A 24,369-nucleotide genomic window follows, 5' to 3' on the forward strand; every position below is an offset into this window, starting at 1 on the left:
CCCGGCGTTTTCCCGAGGAAAGTGCCATGTCCAAGCCCCCGCCTGCCACGCCCGCCGAATTCGACAGCCTGCTGCCGGAAACGCACATGGAGCGCCGCGCTTTCGTCGCCACCCTGGCCGCCGCCGGCTTCGCTGCCGCGGTGCTGCCGGTGCAGGCCGGCACCCTGATCCACACCGGCGACGAAGGTCTCGACAGCGGCGATCTCAGCCTCCCCGTCAGCGGCGGCGAACTGCCGGCCTATTTTGCCGCTCCCGCAGCACGCGCCGCTCGCAGCCGCCTTCCAGTGGTGCTGGTGGTACAGGAAATCTTCGGCGTCCACGCCCATATCCGCGACGTCTGCCGGCGCCTCGCCCACCTGGGCTACCTCGCCGTCGCACCCGAGCTGTTCTTTCGCCAAGGGGATCCGCGCACCCTCGACAATGTCGGCGCGATCCTCCAGGAAATTGTCGCCAACGTGCCCGACGCTCAGGTGATGACCGACCTCGACGCCTGTGCCGACTGGGCCTTCGCCCGGGGCGGCGACCCCGAACGTCTGGCGATCACCGGCTTTTGCTGGGGCGGGCGGATCACCTGGCTATACGCTGCACACAATCCCGCGCTCAAGGCCGGAGTGGCCTGGTACGGTCGTCTCGACGGCCCCCGCTCGGCGCTGACGCCGCAGCACCCGGTCGATGTCGCCGCCGCCCTGCACGCGCCGGTGCTGGGCCTGTACGCCGGCCAGGATCAGGGCATTCCGCTTGCCGATGTGACCGCGATGCGCGGCGCGCTGCAGCAGGCCGGCAGCGCCAGCACGATCGTGGTCTATCCCGATGCGCCTCACGCCTTCCACGCCGACTACCGGCCGAGCTACCGCAAGGACGAGGCCGAGGACGGCTGGCGGCGCATGCAGGCTTGGTTCGCAGCCCACCTCGGCTGAAGCCGGTCCCGCCCCGCTCCCGGACTGGCGGCCGGACTCGCCGCCACCGGGGGCGCGACCACGGCCGCTGCCAGTGAAGCAGCGCGAACCAGGCCGCTGCCCGCCACCCAGCCGAACGCCAGACCGCACAGCACCGCCAGCACCGCACTGATCCAGCTCCACCACCGGCTGCGCATGTTGCCTCCGCTCCACGATCTCCGCGCCGGAACGGCCTCCGGACGGGTCGCAGGTTGGACGCAGCCGCAGCGCTAGCGTTCCGGCGCCGGTGTCGCCGCGGCGCGCTGGCCGATTTCAGCCAGCAGGCGTGCCGCCACCAGCCCGTTGACCAGGCCGAACACCACCGCGGCGAGGGCGAACACCGGCAGCAGGTAGAACACGCCGTCGTGCGGCACCAGCCACAGCCGCGCCACCACCAGTTGCGCGCCGATGTGGGCGAAGGCGGCGAGGATGCTGTGGCTGACCGGGCCGAACCAGCGCTGTGGCAGGTGCATCGCCAGCCCCAGCGCCACGAGGCTGGCGAGCGCCCCCGACAGGCTGAGGAAGAAGCCCGGGGCGAGGAACTGGCCAAGCAGCAGGTTGCCGGCGAGCACGCGCAGCAGCGACACCCACACCGCCTCGCGCCAGCCCCAGCGCGCCAGCACCACCAGGGTGACGATGTTGGCCAAGCCCGGCTTGACTCCCGGCAATGGCAGCGGAATTGCCGCCTCGGCGACGGTGAGCACGATCGCCGCCGCCGCATGGCGGGCGATACGCCGGTCCTCGGCGGTCGGGGTCAGCTCAATAGTTGAGCGTGTCATAGTTCGCGCTCCGCCCGGTGAGGCTCAGGCTGACTTCGTTGGGGGCGCAGATCGCCACCGCCCCGGCCTGTGTCAGCCAGCCCTGGCGCACGCAGTACTGGCGCGGACCGGGATCGGAAGCGATGCGCGCGCGCCCCGGCTCGATTTCGACCAGGGTCACGCCGAGCGGGCCGGGCACCTCGACCCGGCGCGCACGCGACAGGTCGACTTCGGCCACCACCCGGCCGCCGGCGCGAATCACCGCGGCATCGGGTGTTCCACCCTGCCACAGCGCGAGCACCGCGTAGACGCACAGGATCAGGCCGGCGACGGCGACGGCGATATCGCCGGGGCGCAACAGCCTTCGCCACTGGGCAAAGCCGAATTTCACGCCGCCGGCCCGAGCGCCGCGTCGCCGCCCCCGGCAGCCGCACGATCGGCGATCCGGCGTGCATCCGAGCGATGGCGCACGATGACCTCGAGCTGACCGCGAAACTGGGTGGCGAGCCACTCGGCGAGGTACACCGAGCGGTGCTGGCCCCCGGTGCAGCCGATCGCCACGGTGAGATAACTGCGGTTGTCACCGACGTAGGCGGGCAGCCAGTCGGCGAGGAAGCGGCGGATGTCCTCGCCCATGCGGGCGACTTCGGGAATCGTGCGCAGGAAATCGATCACCGGCTGGTCGCGCCCGGTGAGCGGACGCAGTTGGGGGTCGTAGTGCGGATTGGGCAGGCAGCGCACATCGAACACGAGGTCGGCATCGAGCGGAATGCCGTACTTGAAGCCGAAGGACTCGAACATCAGGGTCAGGCCTTCGGCCGGCGCGAGGTCGATGAATCCCTTCACCCAGGCCCGCAGCGTATTGGGCAGCAGGTTGCTGGTGTCGATGCGGTGGCCGAGTTCGGCGATGCTGTCGAGGGCATCGCGTTCGCGCTGGATCGCCTCTTCCAGGGTCACTCCGCCGACGGCCAGCGGGTGGCGGCGGCGGGTTTCGGAAAAGCGCGCGATCAACGCATCGTCGCGCGCCTCGAGGAAGATGAAGCGCAGATCGGTGCCGCTCCGGCGCAGGGCGGCGACCTCCTGCGGCAGCGTGTCGATGCTCGTTCCCGAGCGCATGTCCACCACCACGGCGACCCGCTCGCCACCGGCACAGCGCAAATGGTCGACGAGCTGCGGCAGCAGCGCCGCCGGAAGGTTATCCACCACGTAGTAGCCGGCGTCCTCGAGGACATTGAGCGCGATGCTCTTGCCCGAACCGGAAAGCCCGCTGATGAGTACGATCTGCATGGTCCTGCACATGAAAAAGCCCGCCCACACTATAGCGCAGCCCCGGTGGGGCGGGTTCTGGACGCTCCCGGCGCAGGGCCACCATATGGACTCATACGGGCATGTATAATTTCGATCCTGTTCCCCCTGTCGCAGGCCCGCCGGGGGAGCGGCATCAGCCCGGAATCGCCCGAAACCCCCTTTTCGCCCCCGCGCCCCATCCGCCTTCGTGCAGGAGTCATGAGCGATGCGCTCGGACGAACTCGATTTCCACTCACTGATCGACTTCCTGCCGGAGACCGGCTCGATCCGCTTCTGCGGGCGCCGGGCGATCCTGGTCCATGCCGACTCGATGGGGGCGCTGCGCAAGGAGCTGGTCGAGACCGTCGGCCTCGACATCGCCAAAGTCATCCTCACCCGCTACGGCTTCAGCTGCGGCTACGAAGACGCCGAGCTGCTCGCCGGCTACATGCACCCCGACAGCCTCGAGGAATTCATTCTCGGCGGTCCGCGCACCCACATGTTCTCGGGCATCGCCGAAGTCGAGCCCGGGCACCCCGAGATCGACCACGGCCACGGCCGCTACCGCATGAGCGGGCGCTGGCGCCACTCCTACGAAGCCGAACAGCATCTGCGCCTGTTCGGCCGTTCGGAAGATCCGGTGTGCTGGACCCTCACCGGCTACGCTTCAGGCTTCGCCTCGCGCGTGCTCGACGCCGACATGATCTGCGTCGAGCACGCCTGCGAAGGCCGCGGCGATGCGCATTGTGCCTGGACGCTGATGAACGCCAGCGACTGCGCCCCCGAACTGGCCGGGCTGCGCGAATACTTCAAGCCGCTCAACATCCGCGACCGCATCAACGTGCTCGAGAGCCGCGTCCTCGAGCGCACCCGCGAGCTGGAAGCTTCCGAGCAGCGCTACCGCAACCTGATCGAAGACCTGCCGGAGATGGTCTTCGCGCTCCACGCTTCGGGCCGCCTGCTGCACCTGAACAAGGCCGCGCGCCTGCGCCTCGGAGTGAGCGAAGCGCAGCTGCCGACGCTGCGCCTGAAGGATCTGGTGCAGCCCGAATACGTCGCCCGCGCCGCCGGCTTCCTCAAGGACATCGCGGTCCGGCGCAGCACCACCGACATCGACGTGGTCATGAGCGACGCCGCCGGCCGCCCCTTCCCGGTGCGCCTGCAGGTCGAACCGGTGTTCAAGGACGACAAGATCGTCGGCTACAGCGGCCTCGCGCTCGACATCAGCGCCCAGCTCGAGCGCGAGCGCGCGCTCACCGAGTACGCGCGCCAGCTCGAATCGCGCGAGCAGCAGATCCAGGACGTGATCAACGACGCCGTCTACATCCTCGACGGCACGGGCCGGCTGGCCTTCATCAACGCGCGCATGGCCGAGCTCCTCGGCACCGCGCCCGAAGCGGCACTCGGCCGCCCGGTCGGCGAGCTGATGCCCGCCGCCTCCGCCGCCCGCATCGACAAGGACTTCACCCGCCGCATTGGCGGCGAAGGCGGCCAGCCGTTCGAGATCATGCTGGCGCAAGGCGATGGCGGCAGCGTGCTGCTGGAAGTGAACTCGGCGCTGTTCATCGGCAACGACACCGCCGACGGCGTGATCGGCGTGGCGCGCGACATCACCGCCCGCCGCCAGATGGAGCAGCAGCTTGCCCAGGCCAACCGCCTGAGCGCGCTCGGCCAGTTCGCCTCCGGCGTCGCCCACGAAATCAACAACCCGCTCGGCCTCGTTTCCGGCTACGCCGAAGAGCTGCAGGCGCTGCTCGACGCCAGTGCCGGCGGCCAGGACCTTCCCCTCCTCGAGACGCTGCGCCGCGGGCTGATCACGATCCAGCAGCAGGCCCACCGCTGCAAGGCGATCACCGACAACCTGCTGTCGTTCTCGCGGCGCCAGAGCGCGGCGCTGGAGACGGTCGACGTGGGCCTGTTCCTCGCCGAACGACTGGCCTTCTTCAACGACGCCGGCCTGACCCGGGGCGTCGAGGTCGCGGTGGCGATCGAACCCGGGCTGCCGCCCGCGCTCACCAGCCCGGCCCTGCTCGAGCAGGTTGTCCAGAACCTGCTGAAGAATGCGCGCGACGCGATGAACGGCAAGGGCCGCATCGAGCTCGGCGTCCGCAGCACGGCCGAGGGCATCGAAATCGAGATCGGCGACGAAGGCCCGGGACTGGCGCCCGGCGTCATCGAGCACGTGTTCGACCCCTTCTTCACCACCAAGGCGCCGGGCAAGGGCACCGGGCTGGGGCTGTCGATCTGCTATTCGATCATGAACGAAATCCGCGGCCGCATCAGCTGCGGCAACCGGGCGCAGGGCGGCGCCTGGTTCCGCGTGCTGCTGCCGTGCGCGGACGAGATCCCGGGAAATCGCGCGCATGGGCAATAACCGACACGTCCTCGTCGTCGACGACGAGGAGCTGTACCGCGAACTGCTGTCGGGCCGCCTGACCCGGCAAGGCTACCGCGTCAGCGAAGCCGCCGACGGAGCGAGCGCGCTCGGGCACATCGAGCGCACCGGTATCGACCTGGCGCTGATCGACATCAAGATGCCGGGGATGGACGGCATCGAGTTGCTCGGGCGGATCAAGCAGCTCGACCCCCACATCGAAGTCGTCGTCCTCACCGGCCACGGCAGCATCGACACCGCAATCGCGGCGATGAAGCTGGGCGCGTTCGATTATCTGACCAAGCCCTACAAGCTCACCGAGCTCGACCTGATCGTCGAGCGCGCCCTCGCCCGCCGCACCCTCGCCCGCCGCTGCGAGGCGCTCAGCGCCGAAGTCCAGCACCTGCGCCAGGCCGACGACGCCGAGATGGTCGGCCGCAGCACGGCATGGCAGCAGATGCTCGAGCGCGTGCATCGCGCTGCCCCGCTCGCGCTGCCGGTGCTGGTCACCGGCGAGAGCGGCGCCGGCAAGGAAGTCGTCGCCGCCGCCCTGCACCGCTGGAGCAAGCGTGCCGGCGAAGCCTACGTCCCGCTCAACTGCGGCCTGCTCGAAGGCGAACTGGTCGAAAGCGAGCTGTTCGGCCACAAGCGCGGCGCCTTCACCGGTGCCACCGCCGACCGCGAAGGCCTGTTCGAGGTCGCCAGCGCCGGCACCCTGTTCCTCGACGAGATCGGCGAGCTGCCGGCTTCGTGCCAGGCCAAGCTGCTGCGCGTGCTCGACAGCGGCGAATTCCGCCAGCTCGGCGCCTCGGTGCTGCGCCACACCGAGGCGCGGGTGATCGCCGCCACCCACCGCGACCTCGAAGCCCTGGTCGAACAAGGCCGTTTCCGCCACGACCTGCTGTACCGACTCAACGTCGTACACATCCAGGTGCCGCCGCTGCGCGAGCGCCGCGAGGACATCCCGCTGCTGGTCGAACATCTGATGCGCCGCGCCCTGCGCCGCACTGCAAGCGGCCCGGTGCCGCGCCTGAGCCCCTGTGCAATGGCTCGCCTGATCGACTACCCCTGGCCCGGCAATGTGCGCGAACTGCGCAACGTCGTCGAGCGCCTGCTGGTGTTCGGCGACGGCGAAGTCATCGATGCTGCCATCACGAACTCGATCCTGTCGACACCCGGCGAAGCTCCGGTCGCAGCGTCACCGAGCGGCTTCGACCGCATCGCCCCCCTCGCCGAAATCGAGCAGGCCTACATCCGCTGGGTGGTCGACGCCCTCGAAGGCAACGTCAGCGCCGCCGCCGCCCGCCTGGGCGTCGCCCGGTCGACGATCTACCGCAGCCTGAAGCCGAAGGTGGACGGGCCCACGCACTGAAGTGCTGTCGCAGTTTGCAACACCGTTGCAGACTGCAACGCCCGTCCCGAACCCATTGGCGGCAAGGGACTTCCACCACCGGACTCGGTCTCGCGCGATATTCTGTAGCACATCGCTACACTCCTGGAATTCCCCCCTTCTGCAGCAAGATAAAATAAATATTTGTTTTATCTGCGCATTTATATTTTTAACAGACCTGGCCCGAGCCTTGCTTTGTCTTTATCCAAGGGAACACCGTAATCCCTGCAAAGGAGGAGACGAATGCATTCAGTATCGAAACTGGCCCTGGCCTGTCTCGCGGCGAGCGCGATGCAAGTCGCGGCCGCACAGGACGGCCCCGCACAACCGGTCGATCCGGTCTACGCCAAGGTGTGCACCTACTGCCACGACCAGGGCATCGGCCCGAAGATCCTCGGGCGCCAGCTCCAACCCGCGTACATCGAGCATGTGGTCCGCTACGGTTTTCGCGCAATGCCCAGCTTCCGCTCCGCGGAAATCGACGACAAAGCGCTCGCCGGCGTCATCCAGTGGGTATCGGCTTCTCCTGCCGGCGCCGGGCAGTAGGTGGCGATCATGAACCGACGCGAATTTCTCCGCCGTGCCGGCGGTGGCGCATCGCTCGCCGCGCTGTCGACCTCGGCGCTGTCCTTTCAGCCTTCGAACACTGCCATCGAGCGCACGCAACTGGTCCTCGTCGGCCAGGGCGACCTGCCTGTCGCAGTGTCGCTGACGCACCGGCTGGAACAAGCATTCCACGCTGCCGGCCTGCGCACGACCGTATTGCTGCCCGGTCGCAGTGAACTGCGCCATATCGGCAAGCTCGAAGCCCTGCTCGACCATCCGGCCGGAACGCCCTTGCTCGGCATCATGGACGATGCCGCGGCGGTGATCTTCCAGGCCGTCACCGGCAGCCGTGGTGCGCACTCGCTGGCCAGCGCCCATCACCGCAGCAGTACCGCCACCACGCGTCACTGCTGCAGCGCCACCGGATACCCGCAGCCGATCGCCTGGCACGGAGCCGGGGATGGCCAGGCACAACACGTCGAGCAGTTCTACCTTGCCGCCCTCGGCGAGCACGCTACCATCCGGCCCACCGCCGCCACCACTGCCACCACTGCCACAGAAGGCGCGCTGGCGTCCTTCCTGATCCGGCTCTGAAGCGCTGCCCGCGACCCCGCAACCTCATCCGCATCCTGGAGAAGAAATGAGCACACCCAAGCGCACCCTCCTGCCCAAGGGCGTCAGCGCGAGCGATTTCGACAAGGCGCTCACCGAGATCCGCGCCATCGTCGGCGATGCCCACGTCCTTGCCGACACGCCGCAGCTCGCCCCCTACAACAAGATCATGATGCCGGTACCCGACGAGCAGCACGCGCCCTCGGCGGCGGTGATGCCCGACAGCGTCGAGCAGGTGCAGGCGGTCATGCGCATCCTGAACAAGCGCCGGATCCCGGTCTATCCGATCTCCACCGGTAAGAACCTCGGCTACGGCTCAGCGGCGCCGGTCGAGCGCGGCCAGCTCATCCTCGATCTGCGCCGCATGAACCGCATCCTGGATGTAGACGCCGATCTGTGCACCGCGCTGGTCGAGCCCGGCGTCACCTACCAGCAGCTCTACGACTACCTGCAGGAGAAGAAGCTACCGCTGTGGTTCTCCTGCCCCGCACCCTCGGTGATCGCCGGCCCGCTCGGCAACATGGTCGACCGCGGTGTCGGCTACACCCCCTACGGCGAGCATTTCCTGTTCTCGTCGGGCATGGAAGTGGTGCTTGCCGACGGCGAGGTGCTGCGCACCGGCATGGGTTCGATGCCCAACTCCAACACCTGGCAGGTATTCAAGTGGGGTTACGGGCCGACCCTCGACGGCATCTTCACCCAGTCGAACTACGGCGTCGTCACCAAGATGGGGATGTGGTTGATGCCGGCCCCGCCCGACTACCGCCCCTTCCTGATCCAGTACCCCGAAGACGCCGACATCACCAAGATCGTCGACGCGCTGCGCCCGCTGCGCATCGCGATGGTGATCCCGAACGCGGTGGTGATCGCCCACACGCTGTGGGAGGCGCCTTGCTCCAAGGTCAACCGCGCCGACTACCACCAGGGTCCGGGGGCGATCACCGACGAGGAGGTCAAGCGCATCCGCAAGGACCACAACATCGGCGCGTGGAACGTCTATGCCGCGCTCTACGGCAGCCCCGAGACCAACGACGCCAACTGGAAGATCATCGAGGCGGTCGCCGCGGCCACCGGCGGCAAGCTGGTCACCGAGTCCGCGGACGAAGGCGGGCGTGCCACCCAGTACCGCTTCGACCTGATGAAGGGCAAGCCCAACCTCGGCGAGTTCGATCTCTACAACTGGCGCGGAGGCGGCGGTTCGGTGTGGTTCGCCCCGGTATCGCAGGCCAAGGGCAGCGAGACCCTGAAGCAGATGAAGCTGGCCAAGGACATCCTCGCCAAGTACGGTTTCGACTATGTCGGCGAGTTCATCGTCGGCTGGCGCGACATGCACCACGTCATCGACCTGCTGTTCGACCGCAGCGACGACGAGCAGAAGCGCAACGCCTACGCCTGCTACGACGAACTGCTCCACGCCTTCGCCCGCGAAGGTTACGGCGTCTATCGCGCCAACACCGCCTTCGCGGAAAAGGTCGCCGCCACCTACGGCCCGGTCAAGCGCGACGTCGAGCGCCGCCTCAAGCGCGCCCTCGACCCGAATAACATTATCGCTCCGGGGCGCTGCGGGATCAGTCTGTGAGCATGAGCACGACACCGGAACACGCTTTCCAAAACCACAGCCTTCAGCGATCGCCGGCCGTGCCGCCCCTGCGGCGGGAGCGGCGGCGGTCGACGACCGAGGAGTGAGACACCATGACTGACATCCGCATGCTGATCGGTGGCGAGCCGCGCGCCGCCGCCAACGGCGCCACCTTCGAGCGCCGCAACCCCCTCGACCACAGCGTGGCCACGCGCGCGCCGGCCGCCACCGCGGCCGATGCGGTCGCCGCGGTCGACGCCGCGGCGGCGGCGTTTCCGGCCTGGGCGGCGATGGGGCCGGGCGAACGGCGCGCCCTGCTGCTGAAGGCCTCCCAGGCGCTCGAGGCCAAGGGCGAGGCCATCGCCGCGGCAATGGCCGCCGAAACCGGCGCATCCGGAATCTGGGCCGGGTTCAACGTCCACCTGGCGGCCGGCATGCTGCTCGAAGCGGCATCGCTGACCACCCGGATCAACGGCGAGCTGATTCCCTCCGACGTGCCCGGCAACGTGGCGATGGCCGTGCGCCAACCCGCCGGCGTGGTGCTCGGCATCGCCCCCTGGAACGCGCCGGTGATCCTCGGCGTGCGTGCCATCTCCACGCCGCTCGCCTGCGGCAACACCGTCGTGCTCAAAGGCTCGGAGCTGTGTCCTGCCACCCACGGCCTGATCATCGAGGCGTTGCAGGAAGCGGGCCTGCCGCCGGGCGTGGTCAATTTCGTCACCAACGCCCCGGCCGATGCCGGCGCAGTGGTCGAAGCGATGGTCGCCCACCCCGCGCTGCGCCGGGTCAACTTCACCGGCTCGACCCGGGTCGGGCGCGTGATCGCGCAGACCTGCGCCAAGTACCTCAAGCCCGCGGTGCTCGAGCTGGGCGGCAAGGCGCCGCTGGTGGTGCTCGACGACGCTGACCTCGATGCCGCGGTGGCCGCGGCAACTTTCGGCGCCTTCGCCAACTCGGGGCAGATCTGCATGTCGACCGAGCGCATCATCGTGGACGCCACCGTCGCCGACGACTTCGTCAAACTCCTTGCCGGGCGTGCTCGCGGCCTGCCGCTGGGCGACCCGCGCAAGGGGCCGGTGGTACTCGGCTCGGTGGTGGACATGGGCACGGTCGAACGCTGCAATGCGCTGATCGACGACGCCCTCGCCAAAGGCGCCACCCTGGTCTGCGGCGGCAAGGCCGACAGCACCCTGATGCCCGCCACCCTGCTCGACCACGTGAGCGCCGACATGCGCATCTACCACGAGGAGACCTTCGCTCCGGTGAAGGCGATCGTGCGCGTGCGTGGCGTCGAAGCCGCAGTGGCCTGCGCCAACGACAACCCCTTCGGGCTGGCCGCGGCGGTCTTCGGGCGCGACCTCGCCCGTGCCTGGCAGGTGGCGTCGCGCATCCAGTCGGGGATCTGCCACATCAACGGCCCCACCGTCCACGACGAAGCGCAGATGCCCTTCGGCGGGGTCAAGGATTCGGGCTACGGCCGCTTCGGCGGCCAGGCCGGGATTGACGCCTTCACCGAACTGCGCTGGATCACGATGCAGACCACGGCGCGCCATTACCCGTTCTGATTTCCGGATCCGCATGCCACTTAGCGAGAGGATGCGGATCCTTGCGACGACAGCCTGAAGCGAAGCGCGAAAAGTATGAAGTCCAGCCACCTTCTCGGTGAGGTTTTTCACGAATTTCTCAAGCAGGCGGAAAACGCTTTTCTTCCGCACTGCGCAAGGCGTGTTGTGTCGCCCGAATCAAGCCCACATTTTTGAAGGAGCAGTCACTTCCCGCACCGCAACATCAATGCATTAGGAAAATGACTGGCATGATCCATGCTTTTTATCCGAAGCAGCTGAAGATCAGTTCGCATCATTATTAAAAGCGGGTGGCTGCTGCTCATTGACCCGGCCATTCGAAGCGCTTCTGCAACCAACCTGCCGCCGTGACTGGCTACAGGCAAAAAAAAGCCGCAGTTCTATTTGCTCAAGGAGGAAGACATGAACGACAAGCAGTCCCGTTTCGATCCCGGTTTCGCACCGCGGATTTCGCCCATCGGCAGGGCCGTCGCCACCGTTTGCGCCGGCATGGCAATTTCAGGCGCAGCGTTCGGCTTCACCATCGATACGGGCAATTCCGACCTGTCGGTGCGCTGGGACAACACGATCAAGTACAACGCCAGCTGGCGTGTGGAGAAACAGGACGGCCGCGGCCCGGCCTCGGATGCGGGGGCGCAGATCAACACCAACGACGGCGACCGCAATTTCAGTCGTGGGCTGATTTCGAACCGGGCCGACCTGCTCTCCGAGTTCGACCTGCGCTACCGCAACAACATGGGTTTCCGGGTCAGCGGCGCCGCCTGGTACGACCAGGTGTACAACGAATCGAACGACCGCAGCCAACGCTACGCTTGGTCGCTCAACCAGCGCTCGGCCGATTTCGACGAATTCACCACCGCCACCGAAAAGCTCCACGGGCGCAAGGCGGAGTTCCTCGACGCCTTCGTCTATGGCCGCACCGAGATCGCCGGCAAGGGCCTGAACCTGAAGGCGGGGCGCTTCACCCAGCTCTACGGCGAGACCCTGTTCTTCGGCGCCAACGGCATCGCCGGCGCCCAGACCCCGCTCGATCTGGCCCGTGCGCTGTCAGTGCCGAACTCGCAGTTCAAGGAAGTCGCGCGCCCGGTCGGCCAGGTCTCGGCGCAGCTGCAACTCAGCGCCGACGTCTCGATCGGCGCCTACTACCAGTACGAATGGCGCGACTCACGCCTGCCGGGAGCGGGCAGCTATTTCGCCTTCGCCGACTTCCCCGGCGCCGGCGGCGAGTTCCTGTACGGACCGTTCGGCCCCAACGGCACGCTGCGCCGGGGCGATGACCTCGATGCCAAGGACTCCGGCCAGGGCGGCGTGCAGGTCAAGTTCCGTGCCGGCGACACCGAGTACGGGCTGTACGCCGCCCAGTTCCACGACAAGCTGCCGCAGTTCTACATCCGCCCCGGGGTGAACGCCGATCCGGGCCGCGGCGTCGATGGCGACTATGTCCTCGTCTATGCGGAGAACATCCGCACGATCGGCGCCAGCTTTGCCACCCTGGTGGGGGAGACGAACGTCTCGGGCGAACTGTCGTTCCGCGAAAACCAGCCGCTGGTGGGTACCGGCAACGTCCTCCTCGGCCTGGGCGGGGCGGACAACGATGACGATGCGACCTTCCCGAAAGGCAAAACGATGCATCTGAGCCTGTCGGCGATCAGCGTCCTGCCGGCCAATGCGCTGTGGGAAGGGGCCTCTTTCGTCGGCGAGTTCGCCTACAACCGGGTGCTCAGCGTCACCGACAACCGCGCCGCGCTCGACCCGAACGCCACCCGCGAAGCCAGCGCGATCCAGTTCGTGTTCACGCCGGAATATTTCCAGGTCGTCCCCGGGCTCGATCTGCAGGTGCCGATCGGCGTCAACTACGGCCTGGCCGGACGCTCCTCGGTCAATGGCGTGCTGTTCCCGTCGGAGAACGGCGGCAGCCTGAGCATCGGGGTGAAGGCCGACTACCGCAAGACCTGGCAGGGCGGGCTGAACTACACCCACTACGTCGGCTCCTCGGGTTCGATCGTCAATCCGGCCGGCGAGCTGTCCTATGACAATTTCCACGGCGACCGCGACTTCGTATCGCTCACGATCCAGCGCACGTTCTGATTCTTATAAAACGACCGAGGAGATCAATATGTTCACGTTTAAAAAGACCTTGCTGTGCGTCTCCATCCTGGCGCTGAGCGCCGGCATGCAGAGCACGATGGCTGCGGTGAGCGCGGACGAAGCGGCCAAGCTCAAAACCTGGCTGACGCCGCTCGGCGGCGAAAAAGCCGGCAACAAGGACGGGACGATTCCGGCGTGGACCGGGGGCCAGACCGGCCCGGTCGCGGGGCCGAAAGTGGGCGACATTCCGGTGAACCTTTTCCCGAATGAAAAGCCGTTCCTGCAGATCACCGCATCGAACATGGCCCAGCATGCGGACAAGCTCACCGAAGGCACGCAGGCGCTGCTGAAGAAATACCCGGACACGTTCCGTGTCGACGTCTATCCGACCCACCGCACGGCGACGGTGCCGGAACATGTGGCCGCAAACACGCTCAAGAATGCGACCAACTGCAAGACGACCGAAGGCGGCCATTCGGTCGAGGGCTGCTTCGGCGGTCTCCCGTTCCCGATTCCGCAGACCGGCGTGGAAGTCATCTGGAACTACCTGCTGCGAGTCGAGCCCGAATCGATCGAGTTCGGTTTCAAGAACATTCTCGGCGCATCCGATGGCAGCCATACCCTGGCCACCCGCAACGACAACTTCTGGCAATACCCCTACCACTACAAGGATGGCTCGTGGGAGACCTGGTCGAAGGACGGCAAGGGCGAGTATTCGATACAGCGTTTCAATACCACGGCGCCGTCCTTCAAGGTCGGCGAGTCGCTGGTCGTTCGCGACAGCATCGATCCCAAGGCCTCGCGCCAGGCCTGGCAGTACCTGGTCGGCCAGCGCCGCGTGCGCCGCGCACCGACGGTCGGTTACGACACGCCGGACTTCGTCGCCTCGGGGGCGAACTATTTCGACGAGGTGCAAGGTTTCTGGGGTCACCCCGACCGCTACGAGTGGAAGCTCGTCGGCAAGCGCGAGATGTACATTCCCTACAACAACAATGAACTGGTCACGGCCAAGGTTGCCGACGCCTACGACAAGTTCCACCTGAATCCGGCCAAGGTGCGCTGGGAGCTGCACCGGGTGTGGGAAGTCGAAGGCACGGTGGTGTCGGGCAAGCGCCATGCGGTGCCCAAGCGCAAGTATTACTTCGACGAGGACACCGGGTTGATGGTGCTGATGGATGGCTATGACGCCGAAGGCAAGCTCTGGCGCACCTCGCAGGTGCCCAACTTCTTCGTGCCCGCCGTTCCGGCGCTCCTGGTCAAGCAGGTGACGGTGTTCAACCTGCAGGCCGGCACGATGAGCACGGTGCAGGGGCTGAACGACGAATCCTACCGTGTCGTGCCGCGCAAGCCCGAGACCTTCTTCACCGGGGATGCCGTCGCCGCCGACGCTGCACGCTGACCTCGCCCGGCGGCGGAACCGCCGCCGGAGGGCCTGCCGGGCTGCGGGCAGTCCCTCCGCTTTTCAGATCGGCGGCGGAACCGCCGCCGGAGGGCCTGCCGGGCTGCGGGCAGTCCCTCCGCTTTTCAGATCGGGTTTTTCGTTGTTGAACGACGTTCCGTCCACGGCACCGACCCGCGGGGTTTTCTGCTGCGCGACGGAGCGCGAATGAGAGTAGGCCACATGGTTCTGAACATTGCGCTGCGGCCCCTGGTGGCGGCCACCCTTTTGAGCTTGATCTGCCCGCTGGCAACGGCCGCGACGGCCGCTGCTGCAGCAGCCGCGGCGACGGCGACCGGCCAGCCGGTGCCGGACCTGATGGAGCTGCCGGCCCGTGCCGATGTGCGCGCCACCAGCACGGTCCAGCTGGCGGTGACCCGGGCGGGCGAGCGGCTGGTGTCGGTGGGCGCGCGCGGCACCGTGCTGCTGTCGGACGACGGCGGAGCGAGCTGGCGCCAGGCGCGCGCGGTGCCCGCGAGCGTGGCGCTCACCGACGTCTGCTTCGTCGACGAGCAGCTGGGCTGGGCGGTCGGCCACAGCGGCATCGTGCTCCATTCGCGCGATGGGGGCGAAACCTGGGTGCGCCAGCTCGACGGCCGCCAGGGCGCGCAGGCGGCGCTGGACGAAGCCCAGGCGCTCGCAGCGGCAGGCTCGGACGGGGCCGAGCGGCGCCTGCGCGAGGCCCAGGCGATGGTCGAGGACGGCCCGGACAAGCCGCTCTTGAGCGTGCATTTCATCGATGCGCGCCGCGGCTGGGCGGTGGGCGCCTACGGCCTGGCGCTCACCACCGACGATGGCGGCCAGTCCTGGCAGGCCTTCATCGCACGCCTGCCCAATCCGCGCGGCAAGCACCTGTATCAGGTCCGCGCCGACGGCGCCCGCCTGCTCATCGCCGGCGAGCAGGGCGCGCTGTTCCGCTCGGACGATGGCGGAGCGTCGTTTGCCGAAGTGCACACGCCCTACCCGGGCACCTTCTTCGGCGCCCTCGCGCTCGGGCCGGACACGCTGCTCGCCTACGGCCTGCGGGGCAATGTCTGGCGCAGCGGCGACGGGGGCGCGAACTGGGCGCAGATCGCCCTCGACCAGGAAATCACCCTCACCAGCGGCCTGCGCCTGGCCGACGGCACCGTCGTGCTCGCCGACGAGAGCGGGCGCCTGCTGCGCAGCGACGACCAAGGGCGCAGCTTTCGCGCGCTCGAGGCCCAGGCCCCCAACGCGGTCACCGCCCTGGTGCAGATCGAGGACGGCGCCCTGGTGCTGTCCGGCGCACGCGGTCTGAACCGCGTCGATGCAGCTCAACTCGTCGTTACGGAACGCAAATAATGGCTGTCGCACATTCCCTTCCGGCCGAAGCGGTGATCGCCAACCTGGCCGACTTCGATGCACGTTCGGGTTCGCTGGCCGAGCGCGTGCTGTTCAACAACCGCCTGCTGATCGTCCTGCTGTGCCTGCTGGCCACGCTGGTGCTCGGCTACCAGGCGCTCGGGCTCAAGTTGAACGCCGCGTTCGACAAGATGATCCCGACCAGCCACCCGTACGTCGTGAACTTCCTCGACAACCGCAGCCAGCTCGCGGGCATGGGCAACAGCCTGCGCATCGCCGTGGCGGTCACCGAAGGGGACATCTTCGACGAAGAGTACCTCGACACCGTGCGCAAGCTCAGCGACGAGCTGTTCCTGCTGCCCGGCGTCGACCGCCCCTACATGAAATCCTTGTGGGCGCCCGCGGTGCGCTGGACCGGCGTCACCGAGGAAGGGCTCGACGGCGGCCCGGTGATCCCGGACGACTACGACGGCTCGCCCGCATCGATCGAGCAGGTGCGGGTCAATGTCGAGCGCTCGGGCGAGATCGGCCAGCTGGTCGCGGCCAACTACCAGTCGAGCATCATTCTGGTGCCGCTGCAGGACAAGATCGCCGAGACCGGCGAGCGGATCGACTACCACGCGCTCTCCCAGCGCATCGAGGAATTGCGCGCGAAATACGAGTCGGACACGATCCGGATCCACGTCACCGGCTTCGCCAAGGTGGTGGGCGATCTGATCGAGGGCCTGCTGCAGGTGATGGTGTTCTTCGCCGTGGCGATCGTCATCTGCACCGCGGTGCTGTACTGGTACACCCGCTGCCTGCGCAGCACGCTCCTGGTGGTGGCGTGCTCGGTGGTGGCCGTGGTGTGGCTGCTGGGCCTGTTGCCCACGCTCGGTTACGAGCTCGACCCCTACTCGGTGCTGGTGCCCTTTCTCGTCTTCGCCATCGGCATGAGCCACGGCGCGCAGAAGATGAACGGCATCATGCAGGATATCGGCCGCGGCACGCACAGCCTGGTGGCCGCGCGCTACACCTTCCGCCGTCTGTTCCTGGCCGGGATGACCGCGCTCCTGGCCGATGCGGTGGGCTTTGCGGTGCTGATGGTGATCGACATCCAGGTCATCCAGGATCTGGCGGTGACCGCCAGCATCGGGGTGGCGGTGCTGATCTTCACCAACCTCGTGCTGCTGCCGATCCTGCTCTCGTACACCGGGGTGAGCCCGGTGGCGGCCCAGCGCAGCCTGAAGGCCGAGCTCATGGAGGCCAGCGGCACGCATGCCAAGCATCCGTTCTGGGCCTTCCTCGATCTCTTCACCCAGCGCAAGTGGGCCCGCATCGCGGTGCTGGCGGGGCTGGTGATGGGGGCGCTCGGACTCGCGGTGAGCTTTCAGCTCAAGATCGGCGACACCGACCCGGGTGCGCCCGAGCTGCGCCCGGACTCGCGCTACAACCGCGACAACGCCTTCATGACCGCCAACTACGCCGCGAGCAGCGACGTGTACATCGTCATGGTGCGCACGCCGCAATACGCCTGCGGCCAGTACGACACGCTGATGGCGGTCGATGCGCTCGAGCGCGAGCTGCAGCAGCTGCCCGGGGTGGAGGCGACCAGCTCGCTGGCCGGGCTGGCCAAGGTGTCCAACGCGGGCATGAACGAGGGCAGCCTGAAGTGGTTCGAGATCCCGCGCTCGCAGGACATGTTGAACGCGATCATCACCCGCGCCCCGCGCGAGATGTTCAACCAGAACTGCGACCTGCTCACCGTCTATGCCTACCTGAAGGATCACAAGGCCGACACGCTCGCCAGCGTCGTGAATGTGGTCGAAGCGTTCGCCGCGCGCCACGGCACCGAGGAGGTGCGCTTTCTGAACGCGGCGGGCAACGCCGGCATCGAGGCCGCGACCAACATCGTGGTGCGAAAGGCCAACGTGCAGATGCTGTTCCTGGTCTATGCGGCGGTGATCGTGCTCGCGTTCATCACCTTCCGCTCGTGGCGGGCGGTGGTGTGTGCGGTGGTGCCGCTGATGATCACCTCGGTGCTGTGCGAGGCGCTGATGGTGTGGCTCAACATCGGGGTCAAGGTCGCCACCTTGCCGGTGATCGCGCTCGGGGTGGGGATCGGCGTCGATTACGCGCTCTACGTGATGACGGTCACGCTCGCCCGCCTCAAGGAAGGCATGAGCCTGTCCGAAGCCTATTACAAGGCGCTCACCTTCACCGGCAAGGTGGTGGTGCTCACCGGCATCACCCTGGGCCTGGCCGTGGCCACCTGGGCCTGGTCGCCGATCAAGTTCCAGGCCGACATGGGCATTCTGCTCGCCTTCATGTTCATCTGGAACATGCTCGGCGCACTGATCCTGCTGCCGGCGTTGGGGCATTTCCTGCTGCGGCCGAAAAAAGCCGCGCAGGGCTGAAGACAAGGGAGAAATGCAATGTACCGTCACATCCTCGTGCCGCTCGACGGATCGGAGCTGGCCGGCGCCCTGCTCGCCCAGGCCGTCGAATTCGCCCGCGCCCTCGGCGCCCGCATCACCTTCTTCACGATGGTCGAAGACTACGGCGCCACCCAGGAAGGGGCGCTGATGCGCACGCTGTCTCCCGAAAGGTTCGAAACCGAGATGAAGCGCCAGGCCTCGGCCATCCTGTCGAAAGCGGCGCAGGCCGCTCAGGCGGCGGGATTGACCTGTGACGCGGTCGTGCGCGTCGGCTCGGAAGCGTATGTGCAGATCATCGAGGTCGCCCGGGAAGAGGGCTGCGACCTGATCTACATGGCGTCCCACGGCCATCGCGGACTCAAGGCGCTGATGCTCGGATCGCAGACCCAGAAGGTGCTCACCCATTCGCCGCTGCCGGTTTTTGTGGCGAAGGCCAGCCCGCCTTGTTGACTCGACGCCATGCTGCCGGCCGCCCCATGGCGGCCGGAGCGCCGCGTGTTATCGAAAGTGCATGATTTTGGCATCACCCGCAGGACGAACCCGGCCTTTTGCGCAGTGACCCGATGAAGTGCGGATCAGCTGTCGCCAAAGCGCTTCCGCCCGTTCAAGACTCCTCTGAGGAACCGTCAATGCAATCTGCCAAGGGAATGACACAGCCGGCGCTCGGCCTGCTCGGCGTCGTGGTAACCATCGGTCTGTCGCTGGCGATCAGCACTGCTTTTGCACCCGATACGTTCGGCACCTGGGTGGCGTTTATCGTCATGTGCACGACGCCGGCACAGATCATCATCGGGCTGGTCTGGCACAACAGCTATCCCGGGATACTCGCCCGGCTGGGCCAGCCCGCACGGGGCCTGGCCATTCTCGCGATGCTGGCGGCGACGAGCTGCGTGGTCGCACCTGCAGTGCTGTTTCTCGTCGGCGGCGGGTTCGGTCCGCCAACCCCCTTCGTCAATATCTACGTCATCCTGACCATAGTAGCGACCTTCTGGCTGGTGGCGGTGTTCCAGTGCTGGCCAGCAGCAGCCGTCTCCGCCCATCCGGCGGTGGTCGGGGTCGGAACCCTGGTGCTGGCCTATGTCGTGGCCTGGGGCGTATTCCGGGCCGGTTTCGATTTCGGGGGGATGGCCGGCGCGCCGTTCTACGACGCCGCGCTCGACCCGCAGGGCGCCTTCCCCGCCTGGCAGATCCTCTCCTACGTCATAACGACGGTGGCCGTGATCATGGCCCTTGTGCTGCTCGACTTCTGGCTGCTCTCGCGGCTGGTCGACGCCTTTCCGGCATGGGGCAGACAACCTCTCTTCGGCCTGCTCGTCGGCACGACCGTGGTGCTCATCGCCGGCCTTCTCTGGTACGTCGGCGTGCGCGTGGCCGCGATGGACATGGTCGATTACATGGTGCGCGTGCCGGTGTCCCTCCTCTTCGGCGATTTCATCCTGCTCACGCTGTTCCAGGCGGGACCGTCCCGGCGCCTGCCGCAACCGGCGAAAGGCGCCGCGCTGATCGCCGGATCGGCGGCGCTTGCCGTCCTCACCCATGGTCTCTACCGATTCACCGCGCTGGCGGCATTTGGCGCGCTTCCCGCTGGCGCGCCCGCATACGGGCTGGAGCTGTGGATCGCTACGGCGATGCTGTCGATCACCTTCCCCATCATCGTCGCCTATGGCGAAGGCTTCGCTTGCTGGCCGTTTGCCGGCACGGCAAACGGCCCTGCCGCACCGCAAGCCGCAACTCAAGGTACGCGCTGACCGGGCAGCGCAGGCACACTATCCGGAGCGAGGCGATTCGAAGCCGGTACGGGCACCCCTGGGGCAACCCCGCCAGGGGGAGGCGATGCTTTGTCGAGAGCGTTTCCCGACTCAAGACGCATCAACCCCCCTCCCCCTCGCTCATTTTGTATTTTTCGCATCGATACGCCAGTTGCGACCGGGTAATGCCAAGCAGCCGTGCCGCAGCGGAGTAATTTCCGTTTGAAACGGATACTGCATTCTCGACCAGGGTCCGTTCTATTTCTTCCAGGGAAATGCTTTTTCCGTCCCCTTGCGTCTGCAGCAACATCTGCAGCAGGCCGGATGAAGGATCAGGGACTTCGCCGGTTTCGGTCTGCGCATTCCTGAGCACCCCCTTTCCCGCCCCCATGGCAATCGACAGGACATCCGGCGGCAGGGTTTCACCGCTGGTGAACAGATTCGGCAAATCGATCACCCCGTCATCCTCGGCAGAAATCACGCCGCGTTCGACCAGGTTTTGCAGTTCTCTTATGTTTCCGGGGAATTCGTACGAGAGGAAGGCTCTGATGACCGCGGGCGTAAAACCCACCACTCTTCGATGGTACTTGTCGCAGTAATAGTTCAGGAAATGATTCATCAACAGCGGAATGTCGTCCTTGCGCGCGCGAAGTGGAGGAAGTCGAATGGGGAACACGTTCAATCGGTAGAACAGATCCTCGCGAAAACTTCCATCGCGCACCGCCTGCCGCAAATCGACATTGGTCGCAGCAACCACTCTCACGTCGACCCGGGTGCTCCGGCTGCCTCCGACTCGTTCGATTTCCCCTTCCTGCAGCGCTCGTAGCAGCTTTCCCTGCGCGATCGGACTCAATGTCCCGATTTCATCCAGGAACAAGGTTCCGCCATCGGCCCGCTCGAATCGGCCGGGACGCGATGCAACCGCTCCGGTATAGGCGCCACGCTCGACACCGAACAGTTCGGACTCGATCAGCGTGTCCGGTATCGCTGCACAGTTGACGGCGACGAAGGGGTTTTCAGCCCGCGTGCTGATGCGGTGGAGCATGTTGGCGAACACTTCCTTACCGACTCCGGACTCCCCCGTAAACAGGACAGTGGCATCAGTACCGGCGACGCGCCGGAGCTGATGGCAGGCTGCATTGAAAGCGGCCGACGCACCGACCATTGCGGCGTGATAGGGGGCATTCTGCGCAAGCATTCCCGCGCTGTCTTTCAGCCCGGTCACCGGCACCACCACGGAAGAGGCACGGCTGCCCGCCGGAGAGCCGACAAAGTCTTCGGCATTGAGACGCCGCATGTCCTCGGTGATGTCGTCCCACAGCTCAGCCGATTTTGCGATCAGGCGGCACACGGAATCCCCCATCGACCGGCAACTGACTTCACGCGCAATCACGAGGTGTCCGAGCAGGGTGCTCCCGTGCCCCATCGCATAACCGGTCAGCATCCAGCAGGTCGCTGCAGTCCCCAACCCATAGGCGGCGATGTGCTCGTCCGCCTCGATCGAGTGATTCCATAAGTACTCACCGTCGAACTGGCCGTTCTTCTGGTCGAAGTTGAATCTCACCGGCTCGACCTTGACCATGCCCTCAAAAGAATGCAGGCGGGCCTTGTACAGTGCGGACAAATCGGCATCGGGCCAGCGCGCCTGCTCCATACGGGCATCGCGCGCTCCGGCGATATAGCCCAGGCGGGTGAACAAACCTCTTGCCTTTTCCATTCCCAGACTGTCGATCAGCTCGCGCCGCAGCGCTCCGAATGCATTGCCATGCATCAAGATCATGCGCTGATCATTGAGCCAGATATATCCGTCATCGGGCGAAAACGACAGGCATGCCGAAATATCCGACAGCGACGGCCGGGCGTCAGCGCGCGCGCTGGCATGGTCTCCGGACTGCGATGCCGAGAATTCCGGCCCCTCCTCTCCGGCTGCAGCCCTGCCCTTGCTTTTGGTCACGGCATGTCTCCTTCACTGAACCATGTTTCCATTTTTATAAATTCAACCGCAAATCCGTAGGGCTGTTTTCACGATTTTATGAACCCAGGCCAGAGACCCTAAATGCTGCATAGCAGTATTTTTGATCCATTCAACAGGAATGTCTATCGAAAATCCACGATCAAAACTTGTTGCGCCGCACAACCAGAACCTCCACGACCATCCTGGCATCAGTCTTGCTCAATACAAGGCAACGCGATGAACACCAGACATCGGGCGATGTGCGCACGATGTACACAGTTTAAACACCAAATTTTTGTCCAACGGACCCGGGATGCATCAATGATCAAGGAAGGCGATTTGCTCTGGACCCCCAGCGCCGACTGGGTAGCGAACGCGAACGTGACTGCGTTCATGAACTGGCTGCGGGCCACCCGCAAGCTCGAATTCGCGGATTACGGCGAGCTCTGGCGCTGGTCGGTGACCGATCTGGAGTCGTTCTGGGGCGCGCTCTGGGATTACTTCTCGATCGAGTCCTCGTCTGCGCCCACCAGCGTGCTCGGCTCCCGGGAAATGCCCGGCGCCCAGTGGTTCCCCGGGGCGAAGCTCAACTACGCCCAGCACGTCCTGCGCCAGGAGCGCGCCGGCAGTGACGCGCTCCTGTACCTGAGCGAGAACGCCCCCCTGACCGCCATGGCCTGGGAAGAGCTGGCCGGCCAGGTGCGCATCCTCGCGACCCAGCTGCGCCGCCTGGGCGTGAAGCCTGGCGACCGCGTCCTGGCCTACCTGCCCAACATCCCGCAGGCGATCATCGCCCTGCTGGCGACGACGAGCATCGGTGCGGTGTGGGCAAGCTGCTCGCCCGATTTCGGCTCTCACGGCGTGCTCGACCGGGTCACCCAGCTCGCCCCCAAAGTGCTGTTCTGCGTCGACGGCTACCGCTATGGCGGCAAGGCGTTCGACCGCCGCAACGAAGTCGGGGAAATCATCGGCTCACTCGACAGCATCGAGCACGTCATCCACCTCCCCTATCTCGATCCGCACAGCCCGGCCCCGGCCGGCGAACGGGTGCGCTCATGGGACAGCCTGCTCGATCACCCTCCCGTTCCGGCCGACAGCTTCGAGTTCGAACAGCTGCCCTTCGATCATCCGCTGTGGATCCTGTTCTCGTCGGGCACGACCGGCCTGCCCAAGGCCATCGTGCACGGCCATGGCGGCATCCTCCTCGAAATGCACAAGCTGCTCGCCTTCCACATGGACATCCACCCCGGCGAGCGCAGCTTCTTTTTCACCACCACCGGCTGGATGATGTGGAACGTGGTCGCGAGCTCGCTGCTGGTGGGCGCCTGCCCCGTGCTCTATGACGGCAACCCGGCCTATCCGACCCCCGACGTGCTGTGGAAGATGGCCCAGGATTGCGGCGCCGCCTTTTTCGGCGCCAGCCCGACCTATGTCGACATCATGAGCAAGGCCGGCATCGTGCCGGGCGACCGCTACGACCTGTCGAAACTGCGCGCGATCATGCCGGCCGGCTCGCCGGTGTCGCCCGAGTGCACCGCCTGGTTCTACGACAACGTCAAGAAAGATCTGTGGATCGCCACCGGCAGCGGCGGCACCGACTGCTGCACCGGCTTCGTCGGCGGCGTGCCGACGTTGCCGGTCTATGCCGGCGAGATCCAGGCGGCGTCGCTCGGGGTGGCCGCGGCCGCGTTCAACGATCGCGGCGAAGCGGTCGTCGATGAAGTCGGCGAGCTGGTGATCACCGCGCCCTTGCCCTCGATGCCGGTTGGCTTCTGGAACGACCCCGGGCGGGTGCGCTACCGCGAAGCCTATTTCGAGGACTTCCCGGGCGTCTGGCGTCACGGCGACTTCTTCCGCATCAACGCGCGCGGCGGCTGCTTCGTGCTGGGGCGCTCGGACGCGACCCTCAACCGCCAGGGCGTGCGCATCGGCACTGCGGAAATCTACCGGGCGCTGGCGGCGCTCGACGAGATCGAGGATGCGCTGATCGTCAATCTCGATCTGCCGCACAACCAGTTCTTCATGCCGCTGTTCGTGAAGCTGCGTGCCGGCGTCGAGCTCGATGCCGAGCTGGAAAAGCGGATCAACACCCTCCTGCGCAAGGAATACACGCCGCGCCACGTGCCGGACCGGATCATCGCCGTGCCTTCCATCCCGGCGACGCTCACCGGCAAGAAGATGGAAGTACCGGTGCGCAAGATCCTGATGGGTATCGCGCTCGAAAAGGCGGTCAACCGCAATGCCATGGCCAACCCTCAGGCGCTCGACTTCTTCATCCACTACGCGAACACCCAGCACGACTATTCACTGAGCTGACAGCGGGCACGGCAACCACAA

Annotated in this window: 18 protein-coding genes; 14 read left to right on the forward strand and 4 right to left on the reverse strand. The window is 66.4% G+C overall.

What is annotated here, in order from left to right:
• Positions 1-26: 26 nt before the first annotated feature.
• Positions 27-917 carry a dienelactone hydrolase family protein gene (locus Tharo_RS14670; protein WP_107221837.1) on the forward strand — a complete coding sequence of 297 codons (891 nt, stop codon included), beginning with the start codon at positions 27-29 and terminating at the stop codon, positions 915-917.
• 248 nt (positions 918-1,165) lie between these two features.
• On the opposite strand, the gene Tharo_RS14675 is transcribed toward Tharo_RS14670, so the two are convergent.
• The 3 genes from Tharo_RS14675 to rapZ are packed head-to-tail and all read right to left on the reverse strand — an operon-like array spanning position 1,166 to position 2,980.
• A complete protein-coding gene (locus tag Tharo_RS14675) occupies positions 1,166-1,714 on the reverse strand; it encodes a Gx transporter family protein (protein WP_245880918.1) in 549 nt (182 codons plus the stop codon).
• Positions 1,695-2,084, reverse strand: coding sequence for a NusG domain II-containing protein (locus Tharo_RS14680; RefSeq protein WP_107221838.1), 390 nt, complete (start codon positions 2,082-2,084; stop codon positions 1,695-1,697). Before Tharo_RS14680 ends, Tharo_RS14675 begins: the two co-directional genes overlap by 20 nt.
• The gene (gene rapZ, locus Tharo_RS14685; protein ID WP_107221839.1) at positions 2,081-2,980 is read right to left on the reverse strand and encodes an RNase adapter RapZ; all 900 of its coding nucleotides are present in this window, start codon (positions 2,978-2,980) and stop codon (positions 2,081-2,083) included. The genes Tharo_RS14680 and rapZ overlap by 4 nt, the downstream gene beginning before the upstream one ends.
• 226 nt (positions 2,981-3,206) lie before the next feature.
• On the opposite strand from rapZ, the gene Tharo_RS14690 reads away from it, so the two are divergent.
• The 12 genes from Tharo_RS14690 to Tharo_RS14745 all read left to right on the forward strand — a co-directional run bounded on the left by Tharo_RS14690 (position 3,207) and on the right by Tharo_RS14745 (position 20,078).
• Entirely contained in the window at positions 3,207-5,354 is a 2,148-nt protein-coding gene (locus tag Tharo_RS14690) for a XylR N-terminal domain-containing protein (RefSeq protein WP_107221840.1), read from the forward strand.
• Complete coding sequence (locus Tharo_RS14695) at positions 5,344-6,726, forward strand: sigma-54-dependent transcriptional regulator (protein ID WP_107221841.1); 1,383 nt, start codon at positions 5,344-5,346, stop codon at positions 6,724-6,726. The genes Tharo_RS14690 and Tharo_RS14695 overlap by 11 nt, the downstream gene beginning before the upstream one ends.
• Before the next feature lie 261 nt (positions 6,727-6,987).
• Positions 6,988-7,290 carry a c-type cytochrome gene (locus tag Tharo_RS14700; RefSeq protein WP_107221842.1) on the forward strand — a complete coding sequence of 101 codons (303 nt, stop codon included), beginning with the start codon at positions 6,988-6,990 and terminating at the stop codon, positions 7,288-7,290.
• Between the two features lie 9 nt (positions 7,291-7,299).
• On the forward strand, positions 7,300-7,884 hold the full coding sequence (locus Tharo_RS14705) for a hypothetical protein (protein ID WP_159051714.1): 585 nt from the start codon (positions 7,300-7,302) through the stop codon (positions 7,882-7,884).
• 46 nt (positions 7,885-7,930) lie between these two features.
• Positions 7,931-9,481: an FAD-binding oxidoreductase gene (locus Tharo_RS14710; RefSeq protein WP_107221844.1), complete on the forward strand. Its 1,551-nt coding sequence runs from the start codon at positions 7,931-7,933 to the stop codon at positions 9,479-9,481.
• A 113-nt stretch (positions 9,482-9,594) separates the two neighbouring features.
• The gene (locus tag Tharo_RS14715; RefSeq protein ID WP_107221845.1) at positions 9,595-11,046 is read left to right on the forward strand and encodes an aldehyde dehydrogenase; all 1,452 of its coding nucleotides are present in this window, start codon (positions 9,595-9,597) and stop codon (positions 11,044-11,046) included.
• A 420-nt stretch (positions 11,047-11,466) separates the two neighbouring features.
• Positions 11,467-13,152: a DUF1302 domain-containing protein gene (locus Tharo_RS14720; RefSeq protein WP_107221846.1), complete on the forward strand. Its 1,686-nt coding sequence runs from the start codon at positions 11,467-11,469 to the stop codon at positions 13,150-13,152.
• Positions 13,153-13,180: 28 nt separating this feature from the next.
• The gene (locus Tharo_RS14725; protein ID WP_107221847.1) at positions 13,181-14,551 is read left to right on the forward strand and encodes a DUF1329 domain-containing protein; all 1,371 of its coding nucleotides are present in this window, start codon (positions 13,181-13,183) and stop codon (positions 14,549-14,551) included.
• Between the two features lie 222 nt (positions 14,552-14,773).
• A complete protein-coding gene (locus Tharo_RS14730; RefSeq protein WP_107221976.1) occupies positions 14,774-15,913 on the forward strand; it encodes a WD40/YVTN/BNR-like repeat-containing protein in 1,140 nt (379 codons plus the stop codon).
• Entirely contained in the window at positions 15,913-18,309 is a 2,397-nt protein-coding gene (locus Tharo_RS14735) for an efflux RND transporter permease subunit (protein ID WP_107221849.1), read from the forward strand. The genes Tharo_RS14730 and Tharo_RS14735 overlap by 1 nt, the downstream gene beginning before the upstream one ends.
• 18 nt (positions 18,310-18,327) lie before the next feature.
• Complete coding sequence (locus Tharo_RS14740) at positions 18,328-18,780, forward strand: universal stress protein (protein ID WP_107221850.1); 453 nt, start codon at positions 18,328-18,330, stop codon at positions 18,778-18,780.
• Between the two features lie 179 nt (positions 18,781-18,959).
• Entirely contained in the window at positions 18,960-20,078 is a 1,119-nt protein-coding gene (locus Tharo_RS14745; protein ID WP_159051715.1) for a hypothetical protein, read from the forward strand.
• 121 nt (positions 20,079-20,199) lie between these two features.
• Here Tharo_RS14745 and Tharo_RS14750 read toward each other — a convergent pair whose 3' ends face one another.
• Positions 20,200-22,032 carry a sigma-54-dependent Fis family transcriptional regulator gene (locus tag Tharo_RS14750; protein ID WP_107221852.1) on the reverse strand — a complete coding sequence of 611 codons (1,833 nt, stop codon included), beginning with the start codon at positions 22,030-22,032 and terminating at the stop codon, positions 20,200-20,202.
• Between the two features lie 321 nt (positions 22,033-22,353).
• Between Tharo_RS14750 and Tharo_RS14755 the strand changes: the two genes are divergently transcribed.
• Positions 22,354-24,348 carry an acetoacetate--CoA ligase gene (locus Tharo_RS14755; RefSeq protein WP_107221853.1) on the forward strand — a complete coding sequence of 665 codons (1,995 nt, stop codon included), beginning with the start codon at positions 22,354-22,356 and terminating at the stop codon, positions 24,346-24,348.
• Positions 24,349-24,369 lie beyond the last annotated feature (21 nt).

Source organism: Thauera aromatica K172 (assembly GCF_003030465.1).
Classification (GTDB): Bacteria; Pseudomonadota; Gammaproteobacteria; order Burkholderiales; family Rhodocyclaceae; genus Thauera; species Thauera aromatica.

Coding starts and splice junctions, on each gene's coding strand:
- Tharo_RS14670 (WP_107221837.1), top strand. CDS start 27: ATGTCCAAGCCCCCGCCTGCCACGCCCGCCGAATTCGACAGCCTGCTG.
- Tharo_RS14675 (WP_245880918.1), bottom strand. CDS start 1,714: ATGACACGCTCAACTATTGAGCTGACCCCGACCGCCGAGGACCGGCGT.
- rapZ (WP_107221839.1), bottom strand. CDS start 2,980: ATGCAGATCGTACTCATCAGCGGGCTTTCCGGTTCGGGCAAGAGCATC.
- Tharo_RS14690 (WP_107221840.1), top strand. CDS start 3,207: ATGCGCTCGGACGAACTCGATTTCCACTCACTGATCGACTTCCTGCCG.
- Tharo_RS14695 (WP_107221841.1), top strand. CDS start 5,344: ATGGGCAATAACCGACACGTCCTCGTCGTCGACGACGAGGAGCTGTAC.
- Tharo_RS14700 (WP_107221842.1), top strand. CDS start 6,988: ATGCATTCAGTATCGAAACTGGCCCTGGCCTGTCTCGCGGCGAGCGCG.
- Tharo_RS14705 (WP_159051714.1), top strand. CDS start 7,300: ATGAACCGACGCGAATTTCTCCGCCGTGCCGGCGGTGGCGCATCGCTC.
- Tharo_RS14710 (WP_107221844.1), top strand. CDS start 7,931: ATGAGCACACCCAAGCGCACCCTCCTGCCCAAGGGCGTCAGCGCGAGC.
- Tharo_RS14715 (WP_107221845.1), top strand. CDS start 9,595: ATGACTGACATCCGCATGCTGATCGGTGGCGAGCCGCGCGCCGCCGCC.
- Tharo_RS14720 (WP_107221846.1), top strand. CDS start 11,467: ATGAACGACAAGCAGTCCCGTTTCGATCCCGGTTTCGCACCGCGGATT.
- Tharo_RS14725 (WP_107221847.1), top strand. CDS start 13,181: ATGTTCACGTTTAAAAAGACCTTGCTGTGCGTCTCCATCCTGGCGCTG.
- Tharo_RS14730 (WP_107221976.1), top strand. CDS start 14,774: ATGGTTCTGAACATTGCGCTGCGGCCCCTGGTGGCGGCCACCCTTTTG.
- Tharo_RS14735 (WP_107221849.1), top strand. CDS start 15,913: ATGGCTGTCGCACATTCCCTTCCGGCCGAAGCGGTGATCGCCAACCTG.
- Tharo_RS14740 (WP_107221850.1), top strand. CDS start 18,328: ATGTACCGTCACATCCTCGTGCCGCTCGACGGATCGGAGCTGGCCGGC.
- Tharo_RS14745 (WP_159051715.1), top strand. CDS start 18,960: ATGCAATCTGCCAAGGGAATGACACAGCCGGCGCTCGGCCTGCTCGGC.
- Tharo_RS14755 (WP_107221853.1), top strand. CDS start 22,354: ATGATCAAGGAAGGCGATTTGCTCTGGACCCCCAGCGCCGACTGGGTA.